Origin of the sequence: Thermosynechococcus sp. Uc (assembly GCF_029335995.1) — a bacterium.
Classification (GTDB): Bacteria; Cyanobacteriota; Cyanobacteriia; order Thermosynechococcales; family Thermosynechococcaceae; genus Thermosynechococcus.
Map to the genome: position 1 here is coordinate 15,186 of NZ_JARJMS020000104.1, position 21,217 is coordinate 36,402.

The 21,217-nt window shown below is 52.0% G+C and carries 23 protein-coding genes; 16 read left to right on the top strand and 7 right to left on the bottom strand.

Annotated features, from left to right (window positions below; all coding sequences use genetic code 11):
- Positions 1 to 10 precede the first annotated feature (10 nt).
- Positions 11 to 1,150 (bottom strand): glycosyltransferase family 1 protein, encoded by a 1,140-nt coding sequence (locus tag P3X23_RS11585; RefSeq protein WP_300876929.1) that lies wholly within the window; start codon positions 1,148 to 1,150, stop codon positions 11 to 13.
- A gap of 104 nt (positions 1,151 to 1,254) precedes the next feature.
- Here P3X23_RS11585 and P3X23_RS11590 point away from each other — a divergent pair, with 104 nt between their 5' ends.
- The 3 genes from P3X23_RS11590 (at position 1,255) to P3X23_RS11600 (ending at position 3,541) form a co-directional block, all read left to right on the top strand.
- On the top strand, positions 1,255 to 1,836 hold the full coding sequence (locus P3X23_RS11590) for a PAP/fibrillin family protein (RefSeq protein ID WP_300876931.1): 582 nt from the start codon (positions 1,255 to 1,257) through the stop codon (positions 1,834 to 1,836).
- A gap of 122 nt (positions 1,837 to 1,958) precedes the next feature.
- Complete coding sequence (locus P3X23_RS11595) at positions 1,959 to 2,930, top strand: hypothetical protein (protein ID WP_300876933.1); 972 nt, start codon at positions 1,959 to 1,961, stop codon at positions 2,928 to 2,930.
- 62 nt (positions 2,931 to 2,992) lie between these two features.
- Positions 2,993 to 3,541 (top strand): NADPH-dependent FMN reductase, encoded by a 549-nt coding sequence (locus P3X23_RS11600; protein WP_300876935.1) that lies wholly within the window; start codon positions 2,993 to 2,995, stop codon positions 3,539 to 3,541.
- On the opposite strand, the gene hemB is transcribed toward P3X23_RS11600, so the two are convergent.
- The 5 genes from hemB to P3X23_RS11625 all read right to left on the bottom strand — a co-directional run bounded on the left by hemB (position 3,538) and on the right by P3X23_RS11625 (position 7,834).
- The gene (gene hemB / locus P3X23_RS11605; RefSeq protein ID WP_300876938.1) at positions 3,538 to 4,524 is read right to left on the bottom strand and encodes a porphobilinogen synthase; all 987 of its coding nucleotides are present in this window, start codon (positions 4,522 to 4,524) and stop codon (positions 3,538 to 3,540) included. The two genes, P3X23_RS11600 and hemB, sit on opposite strands and share 4 nt — an antisense overlap.
- 155 nt (positions 4,525 to 4,679) lie before the next feature.
- The gene (locus tag P3X23_RS11610; RefSeq protein WP_300876941.1) at positions 4,680 to 5,228 is read right to left on the bottom strand and encodes an NUDIX hydrolase; all 549 of its coding nucleotides are present in this window, start codon (positions 5,226 to 5,228) and stop codon (positions 4,680 to 4,682) included.
- A gap of 6 nt (positions 5,229 to 5,234) precedes the next feature.
- Positions 5,235 to 6,059 carry a type I methionyl aminopeptidase gene (map, locus tag P3X23_RS11615; protein WP_300876943.1) on the bottom strand — a complete coding sequence of 275 codons (825 nt, stop codon included), beginning with the start codon at positions 6,057 to 6,059 and terminating at the stop codon, positions 5,235 to 5,237.
- Positions 6,060 to 6,137: 78 nt separating this feature from the next.
- Complete coding sequence (locus P3X23_RS11620; protein ID WP_300876945.1) at positions 6,138 to 7,574, bottom strand: FAD-binding domain-containing protein; 1,437 nt, start codon at positions 7,572 to 7,574, stop codon at positions 6,138 to 6,140.
- Between the two features lie 134 nt (positions 7,575 to 7,708).
- The gene (locus P3X23_RS11625) at positions 7,709 to 7,834 is read right to left on the bottom strand and encodes a hypothetical protein (protein WP_300876947.1); all 126 of its coding nucleotides are present in this window, start codon (positions 7,832 to 7,834) and stop codon (positions 7,709 to 7,711) included.
- 171 nt (positions 7,835 to 8,005) lie between these two features.
- Between P3X23_RS11625 and P3X23_RS11630 the strand changes: the two genes are divergently transcribed.
- From P3X23_RS11630 to P3X23_RS11690, 13 genes are all read left to right on the top strand, one after another.
- Entirely contained in the window at positions 8,006 to 8,416 is a 411-nt protein-coding gene (locus P3X23_RS11630) for an STAS domain-containing protein (RefSeq protein ID WP_300876950.1), read from the top strand.
- A 57-nt stretch (positions 8,417 to 8,473) separates the two neighbouring features.
- A complete protein-coding gene (locus tag P3X23_RS11635; RefSeq protein WP_300876952.1) occupies positions 8,474 to 8,911 on the top strand; it encodes a ribonuclease III domain-containing protein in 438 nt (145 codons plus the stop codon).
- 230 nt (positions 8,912 to 9,141) lie between these two features.
- Positions 9,142 to 9,615 (top strand): ATP synthase subunit I, encoded by a 474-nt coding sequence (locus tag P3X23_RS11640; RefSeq protein WP_300876955.1) that lies wholly within the window; start codon positions 9,142 to 9,144, stop codon positions 9,613 to 9,615.
- Between the two features lie 41 nt (positions 9,616 to 9,656).
- Positions 9,657 to 10,415: a F0F1 ATP synthase subunit A gene (atpB, locus tag P3X23_RS11645; RefSeq protein WP_300876958.1), complete on the top strand. Its 759-nt coding sequence runs from the start codon at positions 9,657 to 9,659 to the stop codon at positions 10,413 to 10,415.
- 73 nt (positions 10,416 to 10,488) lie between these two features.
- Positions 10,489 to 10,737 (top strand): ATP synthase F0 subunit C, encoded by a 249-nt coding sequence (gene atpE, locus P3X23_RS11650; protein ID WP_297050668.1) that lies wholly within the window; start codon positions 10,489 to 10,491, stop codon positions 10,735 to 10,737.
- A gap of 61 nt (positions 10,738 to 10,798) precedes the next feature.
- On the top strand, positions 10,799 to 11,215 hold the full coding sequence (locus tag P3X23_RS11655) for a F0F1 ATP synthase subunit B' (RefSeq protein WP_206199672.1): 417 nt from the start codon (positions 10,799 to 10,801) through the stop codon (positions 11,213 to 11,215).
- An 11-nt stretch (positions 11,216 to 11,226) separates the two neighbouring features.
- A complete protein-coding gene (locus P3X23_RS11660) occupies positions 11,227 to 11,757 on the top strand; it encodes a F0F1 ATP synthase subunit B (RefSeq protein ID WP_300876965.1) in 531 nt (176 codons plus the stop codon).
- Positions 11,754 to 12,311 (top strand): ATP synthase F1 subunit delta, encoded by a 558-nt coding sequence (atpH, locus tag P3X23_RS11665; RefSeq protein WP_300876968.1) that lies wholly within the window; start codon positions 11,754 to 11,756, stop codon positions 12,309 to 12,311. The genes P3X23_RS11660 and atpH overlap by 4 nt, the downstream gene beginning before the upstream one ends.
- Before the next feature lie 41 nt (positions 12,312 to 12,352).
- The gene (gene atpA, locus P3X23_RS11670; RefSeq protein ID WP_300876971.1) at positions 12,353 to 13,864 is read left to right on the top strand and encodes a F0F1 ATP synthase subunit alpha; all 1,512 of its coding nucleotides are present in this window, start codon (positions 12,353 to 12,355) and stop codon (positions 13,862 to 13,864) included.
- Positions 13,865 to 14,039: 175 nt separating this feature from the next.
- Entirely contained in the window at positions 14,040 to 16,589 is a 2,550-nt protein-coding gene (locus P3X23_RS11675) for a mannose-1-phosphate guanyltransferase (protein WP_300876973.1), read from the top strand.
- A 32-nt stretch (positions 16,590 to 16,621) separates the two neighbouring features.
- On the top strand, positions 16,622 to 18,577 hold the full coding sequence (gene nblS / locus P3X23_RS11680) for a two-component system sensor histidine kinase NblS (RefSeq protein ID WP_300876976.1): 1,956 nt from the start codon (positions 16,622 to 16,624) through the stop codon (positions 18,575 to 18,577).
- 213 nt (positions 18,578 to 18,790) lie between these two features.
- The gene (locus tag P3X23_RS11685; protein ID WP_300877058.1) at positions 18,791 to 19,474 is read left to right on the top strand and encodes a POTRA domain-containing protein; all 684 of its coding nucleotides are present in this window, start codon (positions 18,791 to 18,793) and stop codon (positions 19,472 to 19,474) included.
- A gap of 36 nt (positions 19,475 to 19,510) precedes the next feature.
- Positions 19,511 to 20,239, top strand: coding sequence for a ShlB/FhaC/HecB family hemolysin secretion/activation protein (locus P3X23_RS11690; RefSeq protein ID WP_300877061.1), 729 nt, complete (start codon positions 19,511 to 19,513; stop codon positions 20,237 to 20,239).
- Here the strand turns inward: P3X23_RS11690 and trpA are convergent.
- Positions 20,236 to 21,030 (bottom strand): tryptophan synthase subunit alpha, encoded by a 795-nt coding sequence (gene trpA / locus P3X23_RS11695; RefSeq protein ID WP_367186632.1) that lies wholly within the window; start codon positions 21,028 to 21,030, stop codon positions 20,236 to 20,238. The genes P3X23_RS11690 and trpA overlap by 4 nt on opposite strands.
- Positions 21,031 to 21,217: the final 187 nt, after the last annotated feature.

Sequence of the window (21,217 nt, forward strand, 5' to 3'; positions counted from 1 at the left end):
GCAAGGTTCGTTAACGACTGAGAGCCACATCCCGTTGTGGCGCTGGCAAAACAGACCGATAGTACTGCTCTAATTGCTGGGTGGCGGCAGCCCAACTCCAGCGTTCTGCTTCTTGGCGGGCATTTTGGCGTAGGGTCTCGCGCTCACCCGGCGAGTCAAAAAGACGCCGACAAGCCGTAATCGCTCCCGTAGGATCCGCCGGATCAAACAAAAAGCCATTCACTCCATCAGTGACAATATCGGGAATCCCCCCGCTATTGGCGGCCACCACCGGACAGCCTGCCGCCATCGCCTCTAGAAGAACCAAACCAAGGGTTTCCGTGCGCGAGGGAAAGACAAAGACATCAGCGGAGGCAAAGGCTGCTGCCAAGCGTTCACCCCGCAGATAGCCAACAAAATGGGTGGGTGTGCCGGCAAAGTGTTTTTCCAGGGCATCTCGATGGGGACCATTGCCCACAAGTGCCAGTCGTGCTTGAGGAATCTGCTCTAGGATGGGTTTAATTTGCTCAATTTCCTTTTCCGCCGAAAGGCGACCCACATAGAGCAGTAGGGGAGCATCTGGATGCCCTTGACTGAGAAAATGTCGCATTTCTTGACTTTGGCGTTGGGGATGGAACAACTCCACATCAACACCCCGCTGCCACAGCTCAAGATGGTGAATCCCGTGGGCCTTCAGTTCTGCCACCATTGCTGTCGAGGTACACAAATTCAGTTGAGCGCGGTTATGCCCCCACCGCAGCAGTGACCAGAGGACTTCCTCAAGAAACCCTAGGCCATAGTACTTCAGATATTGGGGCAAGTGGGTGTGGTAGGAGGCCACTAGGGGTAATTGCAATTTCTCCGCGTAGTACAAACCCGCCAACCCTAAAACAGCCGGATTGGCCACATGGATCAGATCGGGTTCAAAGGTGGCTAGGGCTTTACCAATGGCAGGTCGCGGGAGGGCTAATTTGAGTTCAGGATACAATGGGAGGGGAAAACCGGAGACACCATAGATCTGTGCGCCTTCATAATGATCCAACCCACCCTCGGGAGCCACCACCAATACCTGATGCCCATTGCGTTGCAGATGGCGTACGGTTTGACACAAACGGGTAACAATGCCATCAATTTTGGGCAAAAATGTCTCGGTAAATAGCGCGATCCGCATTTCGGTAACCTGAATGGGAGAGGATTTTTCCCATTCTCGAATCAGGGGGGTTTTGGCGCAACCCGTCGGCGCGAAAAAGTTTCTTTCATAAGGAGGGGTAAACTGTGGCAAAAACAGAATTGTTAATGGCGATCGCTGGTCTGAATCGAGGTATTTTAGCTACCCCTCGCGATCGCAAACAGGTGGCTGCCCTTGCCACCTCCCTTGAAGCCATCAATCCCACTCCAGAGCCCCTGAATGTCCCTGAAAAACTGGCCGGGGATTGGCGACTGATCTACACCAGCAGTCAGGCTCTTCTAGCGTTGGATCGCTCTCCTCTGGTGAAACTGGGGCAAATCTATCAGTGCATTCGTCCGCAACAGCAGCGCATCTACAATATTGCTGAATTGTATGGTTTGCCCTTCCTTGAGGGCATCATCAGTGTGTTGGCACGGTTTGAACCCTTGACATCACAACGGGTGCAGGTGTACTTTGAGCGCTCCATTGTTGGCCTGCGTCAGTGGCTGAATTACTACTCGCCTTCCCAATTCATTCCCCAACTGCACAGCCGTCAGCCGCTGCTGGCGCTAGATGTGCCTCTTAATAGCAATGATCAACAGGGTTGGTTGGACATTACCTACCTCGATGAGGATTTGCGAATTGCCCGAGGCAATGAAGGTAGCCTCTTTATCTTGACCCGAGTATAGCGGCAATTCCCTGTGCCGTTAAACTAAGGAAGAGTGGCACAATCCTCACCTCCCCTGCAATGGAAACACAGCCCCCCAAGCAACTTAGTTTTCCATGGAATCCGATTATCTCTGAGCCTCTGATGGAAAGCTCGCTGGTAACTAATTCAGAGGATGAGAATAGTCAACGGCGGATTCAGCACTTAGAGCAAGCCATTGATCAGTGCCAAGACTATATCAATGAACTAAAGCAACAACTGCGCAATCAGGCATTTCTTGAGGATTTACTGGCTCGCACTGAGGAAATGGCTCAGATTCAACAACAGGCCATCGTTGCCCTTCAAGAACAATTGCGCTCCCAAGCCACCTGTGCCCACGAGTTGGCCGAAATGAGCCACCATCGTCAATCCTTGGAAACTGTTCTTCAGCAATCACAAACGGAGATTGAGCATTTACATCGCGAGGTGGAGCGGCTCCTAAAGGCTCAAGATGGCCTCGAAGCCAAATTGGTGAATAGTCACCGCCTTCTACGACAGCGGGAACAGGAATGCCAACTCCTTGAATCCCAACTGCGCCAAGTCCAAGAAGAAAAAAGTCTGCTGCAAACCCGCCTTGAGCAGGCACGTTTAGAGTTAAGCGATCGCCAAACCCAAATTGATGATCTAAACCGTCGCCTTACCCAAGCCAACCATTTGATTGAAACCCAAGAACGGGTCATCAGCGCCCTGCAACAGGCTCAAGGATCACAGGAGAATAAAAACAACATCATTCAGGGACTCAGTAAAACTCTGCTAAAAACTCAAACTAAGTTACAGGAACTGGAGCGGGAGTATCAGCAACAGCGCCTGCAATATATGACTGCCCAACACTACAACCAAGAACTGGAGGCGCGCACCAGTCAGCAACAGGAACGCCTGCAACACCTAGAAGCGCAAATTGCTGAACTTCAAGAGCAAATTCTCCATCAGGCGCAGCAGGCACGAGAGCAGGAAACTGCGATCCAACACTGGAAAGATCGCTACACCGAGGCCGAGCGATCGCTGGCGCAGTTGCAGCGAGTCATTGCTCAAATAGCCACTGGCGGCTGCATTTCCCTTAGTGAGGTGCCTTCTTAGGGCAGATGTTTGCACAAAGTCTAAATTTTGTATAATAATCCATAGTCATTACGAGTTTGTTTATGCTTAAATTCATTGGTTGGGCAGGAAGTCTGCGGGATGGCTCCTACTCCCAAAGCGCTCTAGATGCTGCCATTGCCAAAGCAGCCGTCCAAGGAGTCACCGTGGAGCGCTTGGATTTACGCCAAATGAGTCTCCCGTTTTGCAGCGGTGCCGAGAGCTATCCTGATTACCCAGATGTGGACACCTTTCGCGCCAAGGTCAAGGAAGCAGATGGGATTTTGTTAGTAACACCGGAGTACCACGGCAGTGTCAGCGGTGTCCTGAAAAACTCCCTAGATCTCCTCAGTTTTGAACATCTCAGCGGCAAAGTGGTCGCAATGATCAGTGTCCTCGGCGGCCAAACCAATAGCAATGCCCTCAACGATCTGCGGGTAATTCTGCGCTGGGTGCATGCTTGGGTAATTCCCGAACAAGTGGCCATTGGTCAAGCATGGCAAGCCTTTACAGCAGAGGGGCAATTGAGGGATGTCAAGCTCGATGAGCGACTAGACAAAATGATTGCCAGTTGGATTCAAACCACTCGCAAGCTGCGAGAAGCAAATAGCTAATCCACCCCTGCTTGCAGCCACTGCGCCACTTGCTTGGCATGGTAGGTAAGAATCACATCGGCACCCGCCCGCTTGAAGCCAAGCAGGGTTTCCAGCACAACTTTTTTCTCATCAATCCAACCATTGCGGGCGGCGGCTTTCACCATTGCGTACTCCCCAGAAACGTTGTAGGCGGCAACGGGAACATCGCTCACCTGCTTCAGATGGGCAATCACATCCATGTAGGCAAGGGCAGGTTTCACCATTACCAAATCTGCCCCCTCCTCAATATCGAGGCTGACTTCCCGCACTGCTTCGCGGACATTGGCAGGATCCATTTGGTAGGTTTTTTTATCACCAAACTTGGGTGCTGAGTCCAAGGCATCTCGAAAAGGGCCGTAGTAGGCGGAGGCGTATTTAGCTGAGTAGGCAAGAATGCCCACATGGGTATAGCCCGCGGCATCCAAACCCGCCCGAATGGCACCAACACGGCCATCCATCATATCCGACGGGGCAACAAAATCAGCACCAGCAGCAGCTTGACTTACGGCCTGTTTGACCAAGACCTCCACTGTTTCGTCATTGAGAATTTCGCCATCTTTGACAATGCCATCGTGGCCTTCACTGCTGTAGGGATCCAGAGCCACATCGGTAAAGATCAGCAGATCAGGTAAGACAGCCTTAATGGCTCGTACTGATCTCTGGACAAGGCCATCGGGATTGTAGCTTTCGCTACCGGCGTTGTCTTTGAGGTGCTCAGGAATGAGAGGAAAAAGGGCGATCGCCCCAATGCCTAAGGCATAGACCTCCTTCAGTTCTAAAATCAGGCGATCCAGCGTGTAGCGATAGCAGTCGGGCATCGAGGGCACTTCCTGCACCTGATCTTCCCCCTCCATGACAAAGACCGGATAGATCAAGTCCCCCGTGGTTAGGGTATGCTCGCGCACCAAGCGACGAATTTGAGCCGTGCGGCGTAAACGGCGAGGCCGGTGAGTTAGCTCCATAATTCAACGATCAAACACTCATTCCATGTTCTAATTGAGACAGCTGCCAATCAGCATGTCCAACCCTTGGATTACTTCAGAATTATCTCATCTTCAGGGGGCAAGACCGCGGCAGGGGCAGGGGACTTACAAAGATTTACGAACAATTTGATTGCTTAAGCGGATTGAAGATAGGGCAACGCCAAATAAAAGCTGGTAACCGTTTTGGCATCTTTCACTTGACCACTGTGGATTGCTGCGGTCAGCTCAGGTAGAGAAAATTCCACAATTTCAATGTGCTCATCGGCATCCTGAGGTGGGGGTGCCTCTAGTTTCTCCAGTTGGGTAGCCAAATAGGCATAGATTACTTCATCGGAATAGCCGGGGGCAATGTAAAATTCCCCTAGTTTTTGCCAGTGGTGAGCACGGTAGCCCGTCTCTTCCTTAATTTCCCGCTCAATCGTAACAAGGGGCTTTTCATGATCCTCAACGGTGCCCGCTGGAAACTCCAGCAGATACTCCTGCGTGGCAAAGCGGTATTGTTTGACCAGAATGAGATTTCCCTCTGGGGTGACAGGCACAGCCAACGCACCCCCTGGATGCCGCACCGTTCCCAAAATGGAGATAGAGCCATGGGGCAGGCGATATTGATTGACCTCAAAGGTAAATTTACGACTGCGGCAAAAGCAGTGGCGCTCAAGGACTTCGCAGGGAATTTTAGTCATAGGGCTTTAGACAAGGGTGCGATCCGTGAGGATTTCATAGCCCGTTTTCGTCACCAAGACCGTGTGCTCAAATTGGGCAGAGAGAGAATTGTCCACTGTGACGGCGGTCCAGCGATCGCGCAAAATGCGCACCTGTTTTGACCCTGCGTTGATAATGGGTTCAATGGCCAAGGTCATGCCTGCCCGCAGCCGCACGTTTTTAAGTTCATGGGTGCGGAAGTTAAACACCGAGGGTTCCTCGTGGAGATTGCGCCCTACCCCATGGCCAGTAAAGTCTTCCACCACAACAAAGCCATTGGCTTCCACATAATCTTGAATGGCACCGGCTAAATCCATGAGATAGTTGCCTTCCTTGACTTGCTCAATACCTCGGTAGAGCGCTTCTTCGGCCACTTTCACCAGCTTGGCAGCCTCCTCGGAGATTTCCCCCACCGGAATTGTAATGCAGGAGTCACCATGGAAGCCGTTGTAGTAGGCACCGGTGTCAATCTTAACAATGTCGCCATTGCGAATCACTTTGCGGGGACTGGGGATGCCGTGCACCACCTCGTTATTGATACAAGCACAAATTGAAGCGGGAAAACCGTGGTAACCTTTGAAGCTTGGCGTGGCTCCCATTTCCCGAATCCGCTTTTCGGCATAGGCATCGAGATCTGCTGTTGTCATTCCCGGTTCAATCATCTGGGAAATTTCCTTGAGCACCGTCGCCACAATGCGCGAGGCTTGGCGCATGATCTCAATTTCGCGCTTGGACTTAATCTCAATACCACGGCGGGGACGGGTTTGAACGGGGGGAGCGGGGGGAGTGAGCAGACTACCAAGGATATTCATGGGCGCGATGCAACCGCAAAAATTGTTCTTTTTCAGGATAACGCTGTTGCGCTGATCAAGGGAACATCAATTTCATCCTTAAACAAGGGGTGAACGAAAATGCTCTTGATAGAGTTGCTTAAATCGCCGCTGCTGCTGGGCATGATCCACAATTGGCAAGGGATAGCCGCAGCGCTGCCGCTCTAGGGGAGAAATGTTGCCTGTGACTAGAGCTGCGGTGTCTAGGGATTTCAGTTCCGGCAGCCAACGGCGAATGTACTCCGCTTCAGGATCAAACTTTTGCGCTTGACTGGCTGGGTTAAAAATCCGCAGCGGCTTTGGATCCATACCACTGGAGGCACTCCATTGCCACCCCCCATTGTTGGCTGCCAAGTCACCATCAATCAGGTTTTGCATAAAGTACTGCTCACCCCACTGGGGATTAATCATCAAGTCCTTGGTGAGGAAACTGGCTACAATCATACGGCAGCGATTGTGCATCCAACCCGTTTCATTGAGTTGACGCATGGCAGCATCCACAATCGGGTAACCGGTGCGACCTTCAGACCAAGCTGCAAAGTGTTCTGTGTTATTCACCCAAGGGAAAGTGGCAAATCCTTGGCGATGGGGACGCTCCGCTAAGTGGGGAAACCAGTAAAGAGCATGTTGATAAAACTCTCGCCAAGCCAATTCCTGTTGCCAGGTGCGGATACTGATCTGTGCCTCTTCAGTGCGGGCTGCGGCCATGGCGGCTTGGCTGGCTGCCCAGACTTGGCGAATACCAATGACACCAAACTTGAGGGCAGGGCTCAGCAGAGAAGTTCCTGGCTGGGCGGGATAGTTGCGCTGCTCGCTATAGTCTTGAATGTGCTGGTTAATAAATGTCTCCAGTTGCGCTTGGGCAGCGGCTTCACCGGGAGCAAGGATGAGTTCTCCTGACCAATGAAATCCCAGGTCCTTGGCTGTGGGCAGGGGAATAGCCCCCAAGGCGGTTGCCGTTGCTTGCTCTGTTTCGGTGAGGGGTTCGAGATGGCCGAGGGGGGAGACAGGCGCTGGTTTAGTTAGGCTTGACCAGTTGCGCCAAAAGGGGGAATAGACGGTGTAGGGCTGTCCCTGTTTCGTTTGTACGGCCTCTGGGGGATGCAGGAGCTGATCCCAAGCAGTTTCCACTGCGATTCCCTTTTCTTTGAGGGCGGCAGCCACCGCGCGATCGCGATTGCGACCATAGGGTTCTACATCCTCATGCCAATGCACCGCCACTGCCCCTAGGCCACTGGCCACTTGGGGCAAGATTTGACGTGGGTCGCCATGGAAAATCAAAAAGCTCCCCCCTGCTTGCTGATAGGCCTCCTGCAAGGCCTGTAGGCACCCTACAAGGTAGGTAACTCGCACCGCCGCAATATCCCCAGCACTGAGAATCGCTGGGTCAAAACAGAAAACACCAACCACTTTTGAGGTTTGGGCGTAGGCAGCGGCCAATCCCACACTGTCACTCAGGCGCAGATCGCGACGATGCCAAAAGAGGCGGAGGCTCATTGCCCTTCCATCCTAGGCACACTAAAAAATGACACCAATACATTCGTTAGTTGCAGTCTTGACTGGCGGCGGTTCATTGTCGGGACTAGTTTTCTAAGATTCCTCATAGCTCATTTTTTCTTGGAGGCAGTCAATCAGGCAAGTGCAATAGCGATCGCGGCATCGCCAAAGCCAGAAGGAGCTTGGGCGGCAAACTTAGTTTGACACTGCTGCATAAAGACCGCAATCGCCGCTGGCGTTTCTTGGAGCCAAATGGGCAAGCTCAGCCCTCCCAGACTGCTACTGTTAATCAGACTCATCAACAGTTTGGATAACTTGTTTCATTGGGGCGGTACCTGATCTGATTCTGGCAAACTGCTTGCTGCGCTGCCAAACTCTCATGAGGTCATAGACAAGCATGCCACGTTTATTTATACTTATCTTCTATCGTTTTGTGTGTCCAGTTATCGGCAAAGGAGGTACTCATTTCTGAACCACTTGCCCTAACCCAAAGCCTAAGAGGTACCCGTGAGATTCGCGATAACTATCAAGTGTTTCGCCTGACGGGTCTCATTGATGCGTTTTCTGAGTCGGCGTTTCGCAAAGTCATTAGTAAGTGTTTTGACGATGGGCCTGCCAATGTCATCTTGGATCTTTCAAAAATTGAATTTATTGACAGCTCTGGCCTCGGCATTTTGGTACAACTAGCCAAAAAAGCCCAAGAGCATCAGGGTCAACTGCAAATTGTCACCAACCCCCGTGTTACTCAAACTGTCAAACTGGTTCGTTTAGAAAACTTTTTGTCCCTTCAGCCGGATCTGGCAACGGCGATCGCCCAAATTACAGGGGAAGCCCATTCTTAAGCACTTCAGTTCTGCAGATGGTACAACCAAGGGGGGTGCTTTTGTTAAAAAAACGTCATGTTTGACTCTACGGAACTATTGCCCCTTGTACCCCCCAAAATTCCCGCCCATCAACTGCCGCCGGCAGCCTTGGCCTACTTTGGTGACGCCGTTTATGAACTCTTTATTCGTTGGCTTTTTTTAACCCCGCCCCAACGCATCAATACCTACCACCGCCAAGTGGTGGCGCATGTGCGCGCCGAAAGTCAAGCCCGCTATATGGACTTCCTTTGGGAGCATTGCACCGAAACGGAACGCTCGATTTTTCGTCAGGGTCGCAATGCGGCTGCCGATGGCCCGAAGCGAGTTGCCGCAAAAATTTACCGCCAAGCCACTGGCTTTGAAGCCCTACTGGGATATCTTTACCTCACCAATCCTCGGCGTTTACAGGAGATTTTTCAACTCCTTGAGGGCTACATTCGTAGCGAAATCAACAGCAGTAGCCTAGATGATTAGGAGCATCACTTGATACTCCCTCGTTTTACAAAAGGGAGAATTTTCCCTTCGAAGTTACAAGGATTGCCAAATATCCCCTCCCCAGAGCCGACCTTGCCTATTATGGGCAGGGCTTCTTTTAGACTCAAGGGACGTGAAAATCCGTCATGACCCCCATCACGGCTGAATAAATTCAGCCTGCGCTTAAACCAGGGGCTTTACGCTATTTTTCGTAACCACTGCGTGATAGGATGCTTAGTGGCCAGTTCAAGGCATCCTTGGATGCTCCCTATTCTGCTGTGACCGTTCCCGATTCTGCTTCTTCAGCACCCTCTGCTCCATCAACCGTTGCCAACTCCCCCCACAAGGGCGGCTCGATGGCGGAGTTTTATCAGCTCTGTCGCGAATTATTCACGACAAGCTTAGTGCTGATGGCGATCGCCTTTGGAGCGGTTTGGCTCATTTACGGCCTTAACACAGCATTGAATTACCTTTTGGGGGCGGGTGCAAGCCTAATTTATCTGCAGCTCCTAGCCCGGAGTGTGGAGCGCCTAGGAAATGACCAGAAGAAGCTGGTAAAAACGCAGCTCCTTGTCGTTGTGGTTGTGATTATTTTGGCAGCCCGTTGGCAAGAGCTGCATGTTATTCCAGTGTTCTTGGGATTCTTAACCTACAAAGCGGCCATTCTGGTCTATATGTTTCGTACGGTTTTGCCGTCCCCTTAACACTGGCTCACTGTAGTGCTTAGACAACCGAGCGCGGAGGCATGATGCCTTTGATACACCTTTGGACAGCTCTTCCCTTTGCCAAGTTAGAGGTAGGGCACCATTTTTACTGGCACATTGGCAACTTGAGAGTTCACGGTCAAGTGTTCATCACCACTTGGTTCGTCATGGCCATTTTAATTGCGGCGGCCTTTGTCGCCTCGCGGAAGATTCAGCAGGTGCCCAGTGGTATTCAGAACCTAATGGAATACGCGCTGGAATTCATCCGCGACTTGACCAAAAGCCAAATGGGTGAGCACGAATACCGAGCTTGGGTTCCCTTTGTGGGAACACTGTTCCTGTTCATTTTTGTTTGTAACTGGTCAGGGGCACTGGTACCGTGGAAACTCATTGAACTGCCAGAAGGGGAGCTGGCAGCACCCACCAATGACATCAATACCACTGTAGCCTTGGCTTTGCTGGTCTCTTTGGCCTATTTTTATGCCGGGTTACGCAAGCGGGGGCTGAAGTATTTCACCAAGTACATTGAGCCAACGCCTGTATTGCTTCCCATTGCCATCTTGGAAGATTTTACAAAACCTCTTTCCCTGAGCTTCCGTCTTTTTGGCAACATCTTGGCGGATGAATTGGTGGTGGGGGTCTTGGTGTTGCTGGTGCCCTTGTTTGTGCCCTTGCCCGTGATGGCCTTGGGACTCTTTACCAGCGCCATTCAGGCTCTTGTGTTTGCCACCCTCGCAGCCACCTATATTGGGGAGGCCATGGAGGGGCATGGCGGCGAGCACGAAGGGGCTCACTCCTAAAAGGGGTACATACCCTGCTATTGTTATCTTTTGAAATTTTGTTTCGTCCTACTACGTCTTGAGGAAATCAACTATGGATCCGTTAGTCGCTTCTGCTTCTGTTTTGGCTGCTGCTCTAGCTGTTGGCTTGGCTTCTCTAGGACCCGGCCTAGCCCAAGGGAATGCTTCTGGTCAAGCTCTAGAAGGGATTGCGCGGCAACCGGAAGCAGAAGGTAAAATTCGCGGTACTTTGCTGCTGACCCTTGCGTTCATGGAGTCCTTGACCATCTATGGTCTGGTGATTGCGCTAGTGCTCCTGTTTGCCAACCCCTTTGCATCCTAATTAACCCCAGTGGGGGAGGCTTGGATGAGCTTTCCCCCGATTCCCCATTCTGGAGAGGCTGATGTTTGATTTTGATGCCACCCTACCCCTGATGGCTGTGCAATTCCTAATCTTGACTGTCATTCTCAATGCGCTGCTGTACAAGCCCTTGGGTCAGGCATTGGACAATCGGGATGAGTATATCCGAACCAATTTGCAGCAAGCTAAGGAGCGGTTGCAACAGGCCACTGAACTGGCTCAGCAGTATGAGCAGGAATTGGCCAGTACCCGTCGCCAAGCCCAAGCTCTGATTGAAGAGGCCAGAGCCGAGGCACAAAAAATTGCCACCGCCGAAATTGCCGAAGCACAGCAGGCCGTGCAGGCAGAATTACTCAAGATTCAAGCAGAGATTGATCAGCAAAAACAGGCGACACTGCAAGCGCTTGAGGGTCAAGTTGCCAGCTTGAGTGAACAGTTATTAGCAAAATTACTGGCCTAGGAGTGTGGGTCATGGACGCAGTATTTCTATTGGCAATGGAAGAGACGGGGCACTTTGGTCTTAACACCAACTTGCTTGAAACCAATGTGATCAACCTTGCCATCATGATTGGGGTATTGGTGTACTTTGGCCGAGGTGTCCTCGGTAAAACCTTGGGCGATCGCCAGCAACAGATTGCCGCTGCCCTTGCAGAGGCAGAAGAACGCCAGAAAGTGGCGGCTGCCCGCCTTGCTGAAGAGCAGCAAAAACTGGCTCAGGCCAAACAGGAAGCACAACGCATTCGCGAAGATGCCCTTGCCCGTGCCAAGGCGGTAAAGGAAGAACTCATTGCTCAAGCCAAGCGGGAAATTGAGCGCTTGAAGGAAACTGCTTCCCAAGATACCAGTGCTGCCACTGAGCGGGCGATCGCTGAAATTCGCGAGCGGATTGCTGCTATGGCACTTGCAGAGGCCGAAAACCAGCTCAAAACACGTTTGAGCCAAAATCCAGACCTTCAGCGCACCCTTGTTGATCGCAGTATTGCCCTACTAGGAGGCAAATGATGCAGACCACTTTCCGTGGTGAACTTGTTGAACCCTATGCCGAGGCGTTGCTGTCGTTGGCGCAAGCCCACAACCTTATTGACCAGTTTCAGCAGGATACGCAGTTAATTCTGGAACTTTTGGCTAACTCCAGTGAACTGCAACAGTTTCTGGCAAGTCCACTGATTAAGGCCGAGGCTAAAAAGAATGTGCTGCGGCAGTTAACCGTGGATAAGGTACACGGTTACTTCCTCAACTTTTTGATGTTGCTTGTAGATCGGCGGCGAATTAACTTTCTTGGCCCTATTTGTGAGCAGTATCGTGCCCTTGTACGCAAGCTTCGCAATGTGGTCTTGGCGGAAGTTACCAGTGCCGTCGAACTCAACGATGACCAACGCCGTGCAGTGGTGGAAAAGGTCAAAACTATGACCGGTGCTGCCGATGTGGAGCTTGTTACTGGCTGCGATCCCGAACTGATTGGTGGCGTGGTGATTAAAGTGGGTTCTCAAATCTTTGATGCCAGCCTGCGGGGTCAACTCCGCCGCCTCAGTTTCACCTTGGCGCAATCCGCCTAACATCTCCTTTGTAAACTGTTCAACCCTTGAGAGCGACTTCTATGGTAAGTATCCGACCCGACGAAATCAGTAGCATTATTCGCCAACAAATCGAGCAGTACGAACAGTCGATCAAAGTCGATAATGTCGGTACTGTCTTGCAGGTGGGCGATGGTATTGCCCGTGTCTATGGCCTCGACAAAGTGATGGCCTCAGAATTGGTGGAATTTGAAGACGGCACCGTGGGGATTGCCCTCAACCTCGAAGAAGATAACGTAGGTGTGGTGCTGATGGGCGATGGCCTAGGGATTGAAGAAGGCAGTACGGTGCGCGCCACTGGGAAAATTGCTTCAATTCCCGTGGGTGAAGCGGCCATTGGTCGGGTAGTGGATGCGCTGATGCGCCCCATTGATGGCAAAGGGGAGATCCACACGACGGCGACTCGCCTAATTGAATCCCCTGCCCCCGGCATTGTTCAGCGCAAATCAGTGTGTGAGCCATTGCAAACGGGGATTACGGCTATTGATGCCATGATTCCCATTGGTCGCGGTCAGCGGGAACTGATCATTGGCGATCGCCAGACGGGGAAAACGGCTGTTGCCATTGACACAATTCTGAACCAAAAAGGTCAAGATGTGATTTGCGTCTATGTGGCCATTGGTCAAAAAGCTTCCAGTGTGGCTCAAGTGGTGAACGTACTGCGGGAGCGGGGTGCACTAGACTACACAATTGTGATTGCCGCCAACGCCAGTGATCCAGCCGCCTTGCAGTATCTTGCCCCCTACACCGGTGCCACCATTGCCGAGTACTTCATGTACCAAGGCAAGCACACCCTTGTTATCTATGACGACCTCTCCAAACAGGCTCAAGCCTATCGACAAATGTCGCTACTCCTGCGTCGTCCCCCCGGCCGTGAAGCCTACCCAGGGGATGTGTTTTATCTCCACTCCCGCCTACTGGAGCGTGCCGCTAAACTCAACGACGCCCTTGGCGGTGGCAGCATGACGGCTCTTCCTGTGGTTGAAACCCAAGCTGGCGACGTGTCTGCCTATATTCCCACCAACGTAATTTCCATTACCGACGGCCAAATCTTTCTCTCCTCTGACCTCTTCAACGCTGGCTTGCGTCCTGCCATTAACGCGGGAATTTCTGTGTCACGGGTGGGGTCTGCTGCTCAAATCAAAGCCATGAAGCAAGTGGCGGGGAAACTAAAGCTGGAATTGGCCCAATTTGATGAACTGCAAGCCTTTGCCCAGTTTGCCTCCGACTTGGATAAAGCTACCCAGAATCAACTGGCGCGGGGTCAGCGGCTGCGGGAGATTCTCAAACAGCCCCAGTACTCGCCAATTCCCGTGGAATACCAAGTGGCCACCATTTACGCGGGTACTAATGGCTACCTTGACGACATTCCCGTGGAGGCAGTGGCCAAGTTTGTTGCCGGTTTGCGGGACTACCTGCACACGAACAAGCCAGAATACGGCGAAATTATCCGCACTACCCAAAAACTAGATGAAAAAGCAGAAGCGCTCTTGAAAGAAGCGATCGCCGAGTACAAAGCCAGCTTTACTGCCTAGGCGCGATCGCCGCATAGCGTCAATCTAAACCTGCCCTTCACCAAGGGTAGGTTTTTTTATAGGCAGTAGGGTCTGGAATGTCAAAAATCATTGCAGTTTCCTCAGCCATTACCCTGCGCCTTCCGTCTTCTCCTACACTGGAATCCTAGGGCGGGGTTTGACAAAGGAGAAAACAGTGCGTGTTGTCCTCATGGCAGGGGGAAGTGGTACTCGGTTGCGTCCCCTCACCTGCGATCTACCTAAACCAATGGTGCCGGTGGTCAATCGTCCCATTGCCGAGCATATTCTCAATCTCCTGCGCCGCCATAGCCTCGATGATGTGGTAATGACATTACACTATCTCCCCGATGTGGTGCGGGACTATTTTGGCGATGGGAATGAGTTTGGCGTGCACTTGAGCTATGTCGTTGAGGAAGAACAGCCCCTTGGCACAGCAGGTTCGGTGAAAAACATTGCCACGCTGTTAACAGATCCCTTTTTAGTCATCAGTGGCGATAGCATTACCGATGTGGATTTAACTGATGCCCTGCGTTTTCATCAGCAGCACGGTGCTCCAGTGACCCTCATTCTTGCCCGTGTGCCTCAGCCTAAGGAATTTGGCATTGTCTTTACCGATAGTGATGGCCGAGTACGGCGGTTTCTGGAAAAGCCCTCAGCAGGGGAAGTGTTTACAGATACAGTAAATACGGGCATCTACATCCTCAGCCCCACGGTCATGGACTATTTGAGTGGCGGCATAGAGCGAGATTTTTCCCGGGATTTGTTTCCGTTGCTGTTGCAGGCGGACGTGCCGATGTATGGCTACATTACGGATGCCTACTGGTGCGATGTTGGCAGTTTGCAAACCTATCAACAGGTGCAACAGGACGCCCTCTATGGCCGTGTCCACTTGGAGATTCAGGGACACGAAATTCAGCCGCAAATATGGGTAGGGCACAACACCACCTTACCCCAGACGGTGCAGCTACAAGGACCACTGGTTTTGGGAAATAACTGTCGCTTTGGTAGGGGAGCCATCCTTGGGGCAGGGACGGTCTTGGGGGATAACGTGATTATTGGCAATGGCAGTCGCTTGCGCTCAGTGGTGGCATGGAGTGGCTGTTTTATTGGAGATGACAGTGAACTAGAGCATTGTGTTTTGGCGCGCCATGTCCATGTCGATCGCCGTGTAAGGCTGCATGAAGGGGTCATTATTGGCAGTCGCTGTATGGTAGGTGAGGAAGCCACTCTAAGTCAGGGGGTGCGACTCTGGCCGGGAAAACGCATTGAAGCAGGCGCCATTGTGAATGAAAGCCTGATCTGGGGCACAACGGGTCAGCGCTATCTCTTTGGTCAGCGGGGAGTGGCCGGTGCGGCCAATGTAGAGATCACACCGGAATTTGCCGTGCGACTGGCGGCAGCCTATGCCTCAACCCTAGAACCGGGAACCAGTGTCCTTGTCTCGCGGGATCAACGCAATGTATCGCGGATGGTGGCCCATGCCCTGATGTCGGGGCTGATGTCGGTAGGGATTCATGTCCTCAACTTGGAGGCGATCGCCCTACCGATTGCCCGCTTTGCGGCGCAAACCCTTTCGGCAAGTGGGGGCATTCATGTGCGTGCCCATCCTGATCGCGCCGATCAACTTTTGATTGAGTTTTTTGACCACAAGGGCATCAACTTGAGCAAAGCTAAAGAGCGGCAAATTGAGACCGCCTTCTTCCGTGAAGATATTCGCCGTGCCCTGCTTGCAGATATTGGTGTCATGACCCATCCCAACACCTGTGTAGCTGCCTATGCCCAAGGCTTTGAAAAGTGGCTAAATACCCAGCTTTTCTGTGCAAATTCAACCAAAATTGTCATTGACTACGCCTATGCCGTCTCTGGTGTGGTCTTGCCCCAGATTCTCAGCAAATTCGGCTGTGATCCTGTTGTACTCAATGCAACCCTGCATCCAACTCCCTTAAATATTCTTGAACGACAGCGGCTGCTGCGGGAACTGGGACAGGTAGTGACCGCCCTTTCCGCCAGTTTAGGTGTCCAAGTCTCAGCCAATGGTGAACGCTTGACATTGGTGGACAATGCCGGTCAAGTGTTTAGCGATCAGGAACTCACGGCTTTGATGACCTACTTGATACTTTTGACCCATCCAGGGGGGACAGTGGTGGTGCCCGTCACCGCCTCTAGTGCCGTGGAGGCGATCGCCCGCCAGCAAGGCGGACACATTATCCGCAGTCGCACTAACCCCACTGATCTAATGGAAGCCTGTCAACACCACAGTGGCGTTGTTCTTGGGGGTGCCGCAGAAACCGGTTTTATCTTTCCACAACTGCATCCGGGGTTCGATGCCATGTTTACAATTGCCACCCTAGTCGAACTGCTCGCACTGATTGGCAAACCCCTTACCGTAATGCGCCAAGAATTGCCCCATGTCCACTACTATCACCGGTCGATTCGCTGTCCTTGGATTGCCAAAGGGTCACTGATGCGTCACTTAGTAGAAACCCACCCCCGTAACCATTTGAGTCTCATTGACGGCGTCAAAATTGGTGAACCCAATACGGATCACTGGGTACTGATTCTGCCCGATGCCAGTGAGCCGTTGGTACACCTATATGTCAACACTCCTGATGCCATGTGGGCTGAGCAGATGCTACAGCACTACAGTCGTCGCATTGAAGAGTTTGCCCGTTTGGAACCCCTCTCAGATGCCACAATAAAGAAAGATGTAAGCAAAATCCCGTAGAATCAGAGAAAATTTTTCGTACATTAGGCACGATGGTGGTTTTGAAAACGGAGAAAACCCAAAGGGACTTAAGCGATAAATTGCGGGGAATCGCCCGTTGGTGGTCAGAATTCAAGATTCAAACCCGTCTTATGGCCACAGCAACTTTGGTGGTCTCCATCATCATGAGTGGCCTCACCTTTTGGGCAGTGAACACCATTCAAACCAATGCCCACCTCAATGACACCCGCTATGGCCGCGATTTAGGGTTACTCCTAGCCGCTGATGTAGCGCCCCTTGTGGCCAAAGGGGATATCGCTGCCGTTGCTGAATTTTCCCGTAAATTTTATGAACGCAGTGCCAGTATTCGCTACATCCTTTTCGCCGATCCCGAAGGGGAAATTTACTATGGCCTGCCCTACTCTGCGCCCCCAGTGGAAAGTGCTCTGACATTGCGCCGCCGCATTCAACTGCCAGAGACCTACCGTGCCAGCCAAGAACCCCTAGTGCGACAGCACCGAACCCCCAATGGCTTGGTTGCCGATGTCTTTGTCCCTCTGACTTTCAATGGCGAAAACCTAGGTGTCGTTGCCCTTGGGATTAACCCGAACCAAACATTTATTGCCTCTGCCAATCTCACTCGGGATTTAACGATCGCCGTTTTTGTTTCCCTTTGGATCATGGTGATTTTGGGGGGCGTCTTCAATGCTCTCACCATTACCCAACCGATTAAAGAATTGGTGCAGGGGGTAAAAAACATTGCCGCAGGGAATTTCAAGCAACGCATTAACCTGCCCTTTGGCGGTGAACTGGGGGAGTTGATCACCAGCTTTAATGACATGGCTGAACGTCTTGCCTCCTACGAAGCGCAAAACATTGAAGAACTCCAAGCTGAGAAAGCTAAACTGGACACTTTGGTGTCCACGATTGCTGATGGGGCGATTTTGCTGGATACCGACATGCGGATTATTCTGGTCAATCCCACGGCTCAGCGTCTCTTTAATTGGGAGGGGATGAATGTCATTGGTCAAAATGCCCTCAACTGCTTTCCGGCACCTGTGTGCGAAAAACTCACCTGCCCACTTTACAAGGCTTCTCGTGGCGAGTCAGAAGGGGGAGAATTTCGGGTGACGCTGCAAGAACCCAGCTCGCGATCGGTGCGGATTCTGCTGACAACTGTTATGGATGCGCAGCGGGAAAAACCCAAAGGTATTGCGATTACAATTCAGGACATTACCCGTGAAGTGGAACTCAACGAAGCCAAAGCGCAACTGATTAGCAATGTCTCCCACGAGTTGCGCACGCCGCTATTCAACATCAAGTCCATCATTGAAACCATTCAAGAGTATGGCAGCAGTTTGAGTGAGAAACAACAACAGGAATTTTTAGAAACTGCGAACCATGAAACCGATCGTCTAACTCGTCTTGTCAATGATTTCCTCGATATTTCCCGCCTTGAATCGGGTCGCCCCTATCAATTTGGCGCCGTGCAGATGGCGCAGGTGATTGATCAGATTATGCGCACCTACCAGCTCAATGCTGCCAACAAGTCCATTACCCTAACTGCTGAAGTGGAAAACCCACTGCCACCGGTTTGGGGTAACTACGATCTGCTAGTTGGTGCGCTCACTAACTTGGTGGGCAATGCCTTGAAGTTTACACCCGAAAACGGGCGGGTGACGATTCGTGCCTATGTCTGGCATCCCCCCAGCGATCCAGAGCAGGAACGGGTGCGCATTGAAGTGGCCGACACGGGTATGGGCATTGCCCCAGAGGATCAACCCCGCGTTTTTGAGCGATTTTTCCGCGTCGAGAATCGCGTACATACCCTAGAGGGGACAGGGCTAGGGCTAGCTATCGTTCAAGATATTATCCACAAGCACAACACACAAATTCATTTAATTAGTGAATTGGGGGTCGGTAGTACCTTTTGGTTTGATCTAGCGATTGATGAATCCGCCCTCGTTGATAGCCCTGATGGCGCTACCCCCCCCTTGAAGCACGTGTAGAGTTAGCATTGATGGGGCATCGTCCCGTCTTGCCAACAACCATAAATAATCCGCTAGAATTTGAAGACACGGACACGAATGACTAGCTCCTCACGCCAATGATCCCTTAGGCTTAGCCCTGAGGAAGGAAAATAGAGGTTTTGACATTTATTTTGCGGCTCTATCTAAAACCAAATAATTAAACATCAGGGTTGAGGACGTGAAAGCAAATTTATTGACACCCGTTGCTATTCTCTCTATTCTCAGCGGCAGGTGACACTTGCGGAGCTACAGGGAGCCGCCGACGCGATTACAAAACTCTATTTAGAAAGAGGCTATTTAACCTCTCGCGCCGTTTTAGGTGAGCAGGTGGTACGGGATGGGGTGATCACGATTCAAGTGCTTGAAGGCCGCCTAGAGGACATTCGTATTGAAGGTAATAAAGGGATTATTCAGCGCTATATTCGCAGTCGTATTGCCCGCGGCGCGGGGGTCCCCCTCAACTCCAGTCATTTAGAAGAACAGCTGCGGCTGTTGCGAACAGATCCCCTCTTTGCCAATCTTTCTGCAAGTCTGCGACCCGGCAGTACACCCCAAGACAGTATTTTGGTGGTACGGGTGGTACCTGCCCGCTGGTTGAATGCTGCCTTTGGTCTGGATAATACTACACCACCGGCGATCGCCCCGAATCGAGCTACGGCCTTTTTGGGATACAACAACCTTAGTGGTCGCGGCGATAGTGTCTATGGCTCCTACGCCATCGGTAATAACCTAGGCACGTTTGATTGGGGAGCATCCAACACAGTGGAGTTTGGCTACAGCCTGCCCCTCAATGCTATGAATGGCACACTCACCATTCGTACTGTGCAAGCAGACAGCGAAATTACCCGCCCTTGCCGCCTTCAATACTCGCAGTGAGTCTTCTATTTATCAAGCAGTTTTCGCCAACCGGTGATGCGCAATCTCCGTGAGGAGCTGGCCTTTGGCATTGGCTTACTGATGCAGTCAGCGCAGACCTTTGTTTTGGGAGTGCCAGCCCCCATTTCCATTGGTTCTGACCCATCGGGCTATAGTGCCACCCGTGTCCTTGAACTGAGCCAAGAATATATCCGCCGTGATCCCCAGGGGGCATGGGTCTTTCGTTCGCAGTTTAACTTTGGCCTGCCCATCTTTGGAGCCACAGAGAACCCTCGTCCCATACCCGATGGGACTTTTTTTAGCTGGCTGGGACAGGGGCAGCGGTTGCAACGCCTTTGGGCAGATAACTTCTTGATTTTGCGCACCGATGTCCAACTCAGTCCCAATAGCCTGCTCCCTTTCCACCAATTTGTGATCGGGGGGCCTCTGTCGGTGCGGGGTTACTCGACCAATGCCCTTTCTGGGGATAATGGCCTGCGGTTCTCTGGAGAAGCCCGTTTTCCCGTGCTGCGCACCGCTAATCGTCGCCCCCTGATTTCCATAGAGCCGCTGTTTGATCTGGGGGTCGTCTGGAACAATAGCCGTAATCCTGCAGGTGCGGTGCCCAATAATGTGATTGCCGGTCTAGGGATGGGATTGTTAGTGCAACCCATCCCGAACCTTGACATTCAGTTCCAGTACGCGGTGCCGTTGATTGATCTGCCTGGTCAAACCCGTAGTTTACAGTCCGATGGCATTTACTTTACGTTGACCGTGCGTCCCTAGGGGGTATCTAAGGCTGTGCGGAGTGACTGACAAAACTCGGCGACGGCGGTGACCCCCTGATCTGGTTCTGCTAGACGTTTGACAAAGGCACTGCCGACAATGGCAGCATCGGCGCCCCAATCGCGCACTTGGCGGGCATGCTCGGGACTGGCAATGCCAAAGCCCACACCAATGGGCTTGGGGGTGATCTGCCGTAGGGTGTGTAGCAGTTCCTGAACGCGACTGGCCATTTCTTGGCGCATACCCGTGACACCGGTGGTGCTGACAAGGTAAATAAATCCTTGGGAAGCGGTGGCGATCGCCCGCATTCGCTCCGGTGACGTTGTCGGAGCAATCAGCAGTGTCAGTTCCAAGCCCAAGTTTACTGTTTCTGCCAGAACCGGTTCGGCTTCCTCGAAGGGCAAATCGGGAATCACTAAGCCCTTGATCCCTGCTTGGGCAGCTGCTTTGAGAAAGGCAGAGACTCCTCGGTGATAAATGGGATTGTAATAGGTAAAGAGGATTAGCGGTGCCCTTAGTTGCCGGTGTAAGTCCGTTGTTATTTCTAAGACCGACTCGAGACGAGTTCCCCGTTGCAGGGCACGAGTGGCAGCTGCCTGAATTACCGGACCATCGGCTAAAGGATCCGAATAGGGCATTCCTAGTTCAATGACATCTGCTCCATGGGCATCTAGGGCTTTGAGGGCAGCAACTGTGGTCTCTAAATCAGGGTCTCCAGCAGTCAAAAAGGGAATCAAGGCGCAGCGTTGGCGGGCACGACATTGCTCAAAGCGTTCAGAAATGGCAGGCACAGTCACAGGCAGTCGCTCTAAAAGATGCATAATAATTGTGCCAGATTAGATACAGCCTTTTTCTAAAATAGGGGATACACAGCGGGGAGACACGCTCTCTCAGGGCGATGGCTGTTGCAATTGTGAGCTTTTGCCATCCTGCTGGGCTGTACTCTTCCTGTAGTGGTAGGTGCCAGTGAGGGTCATC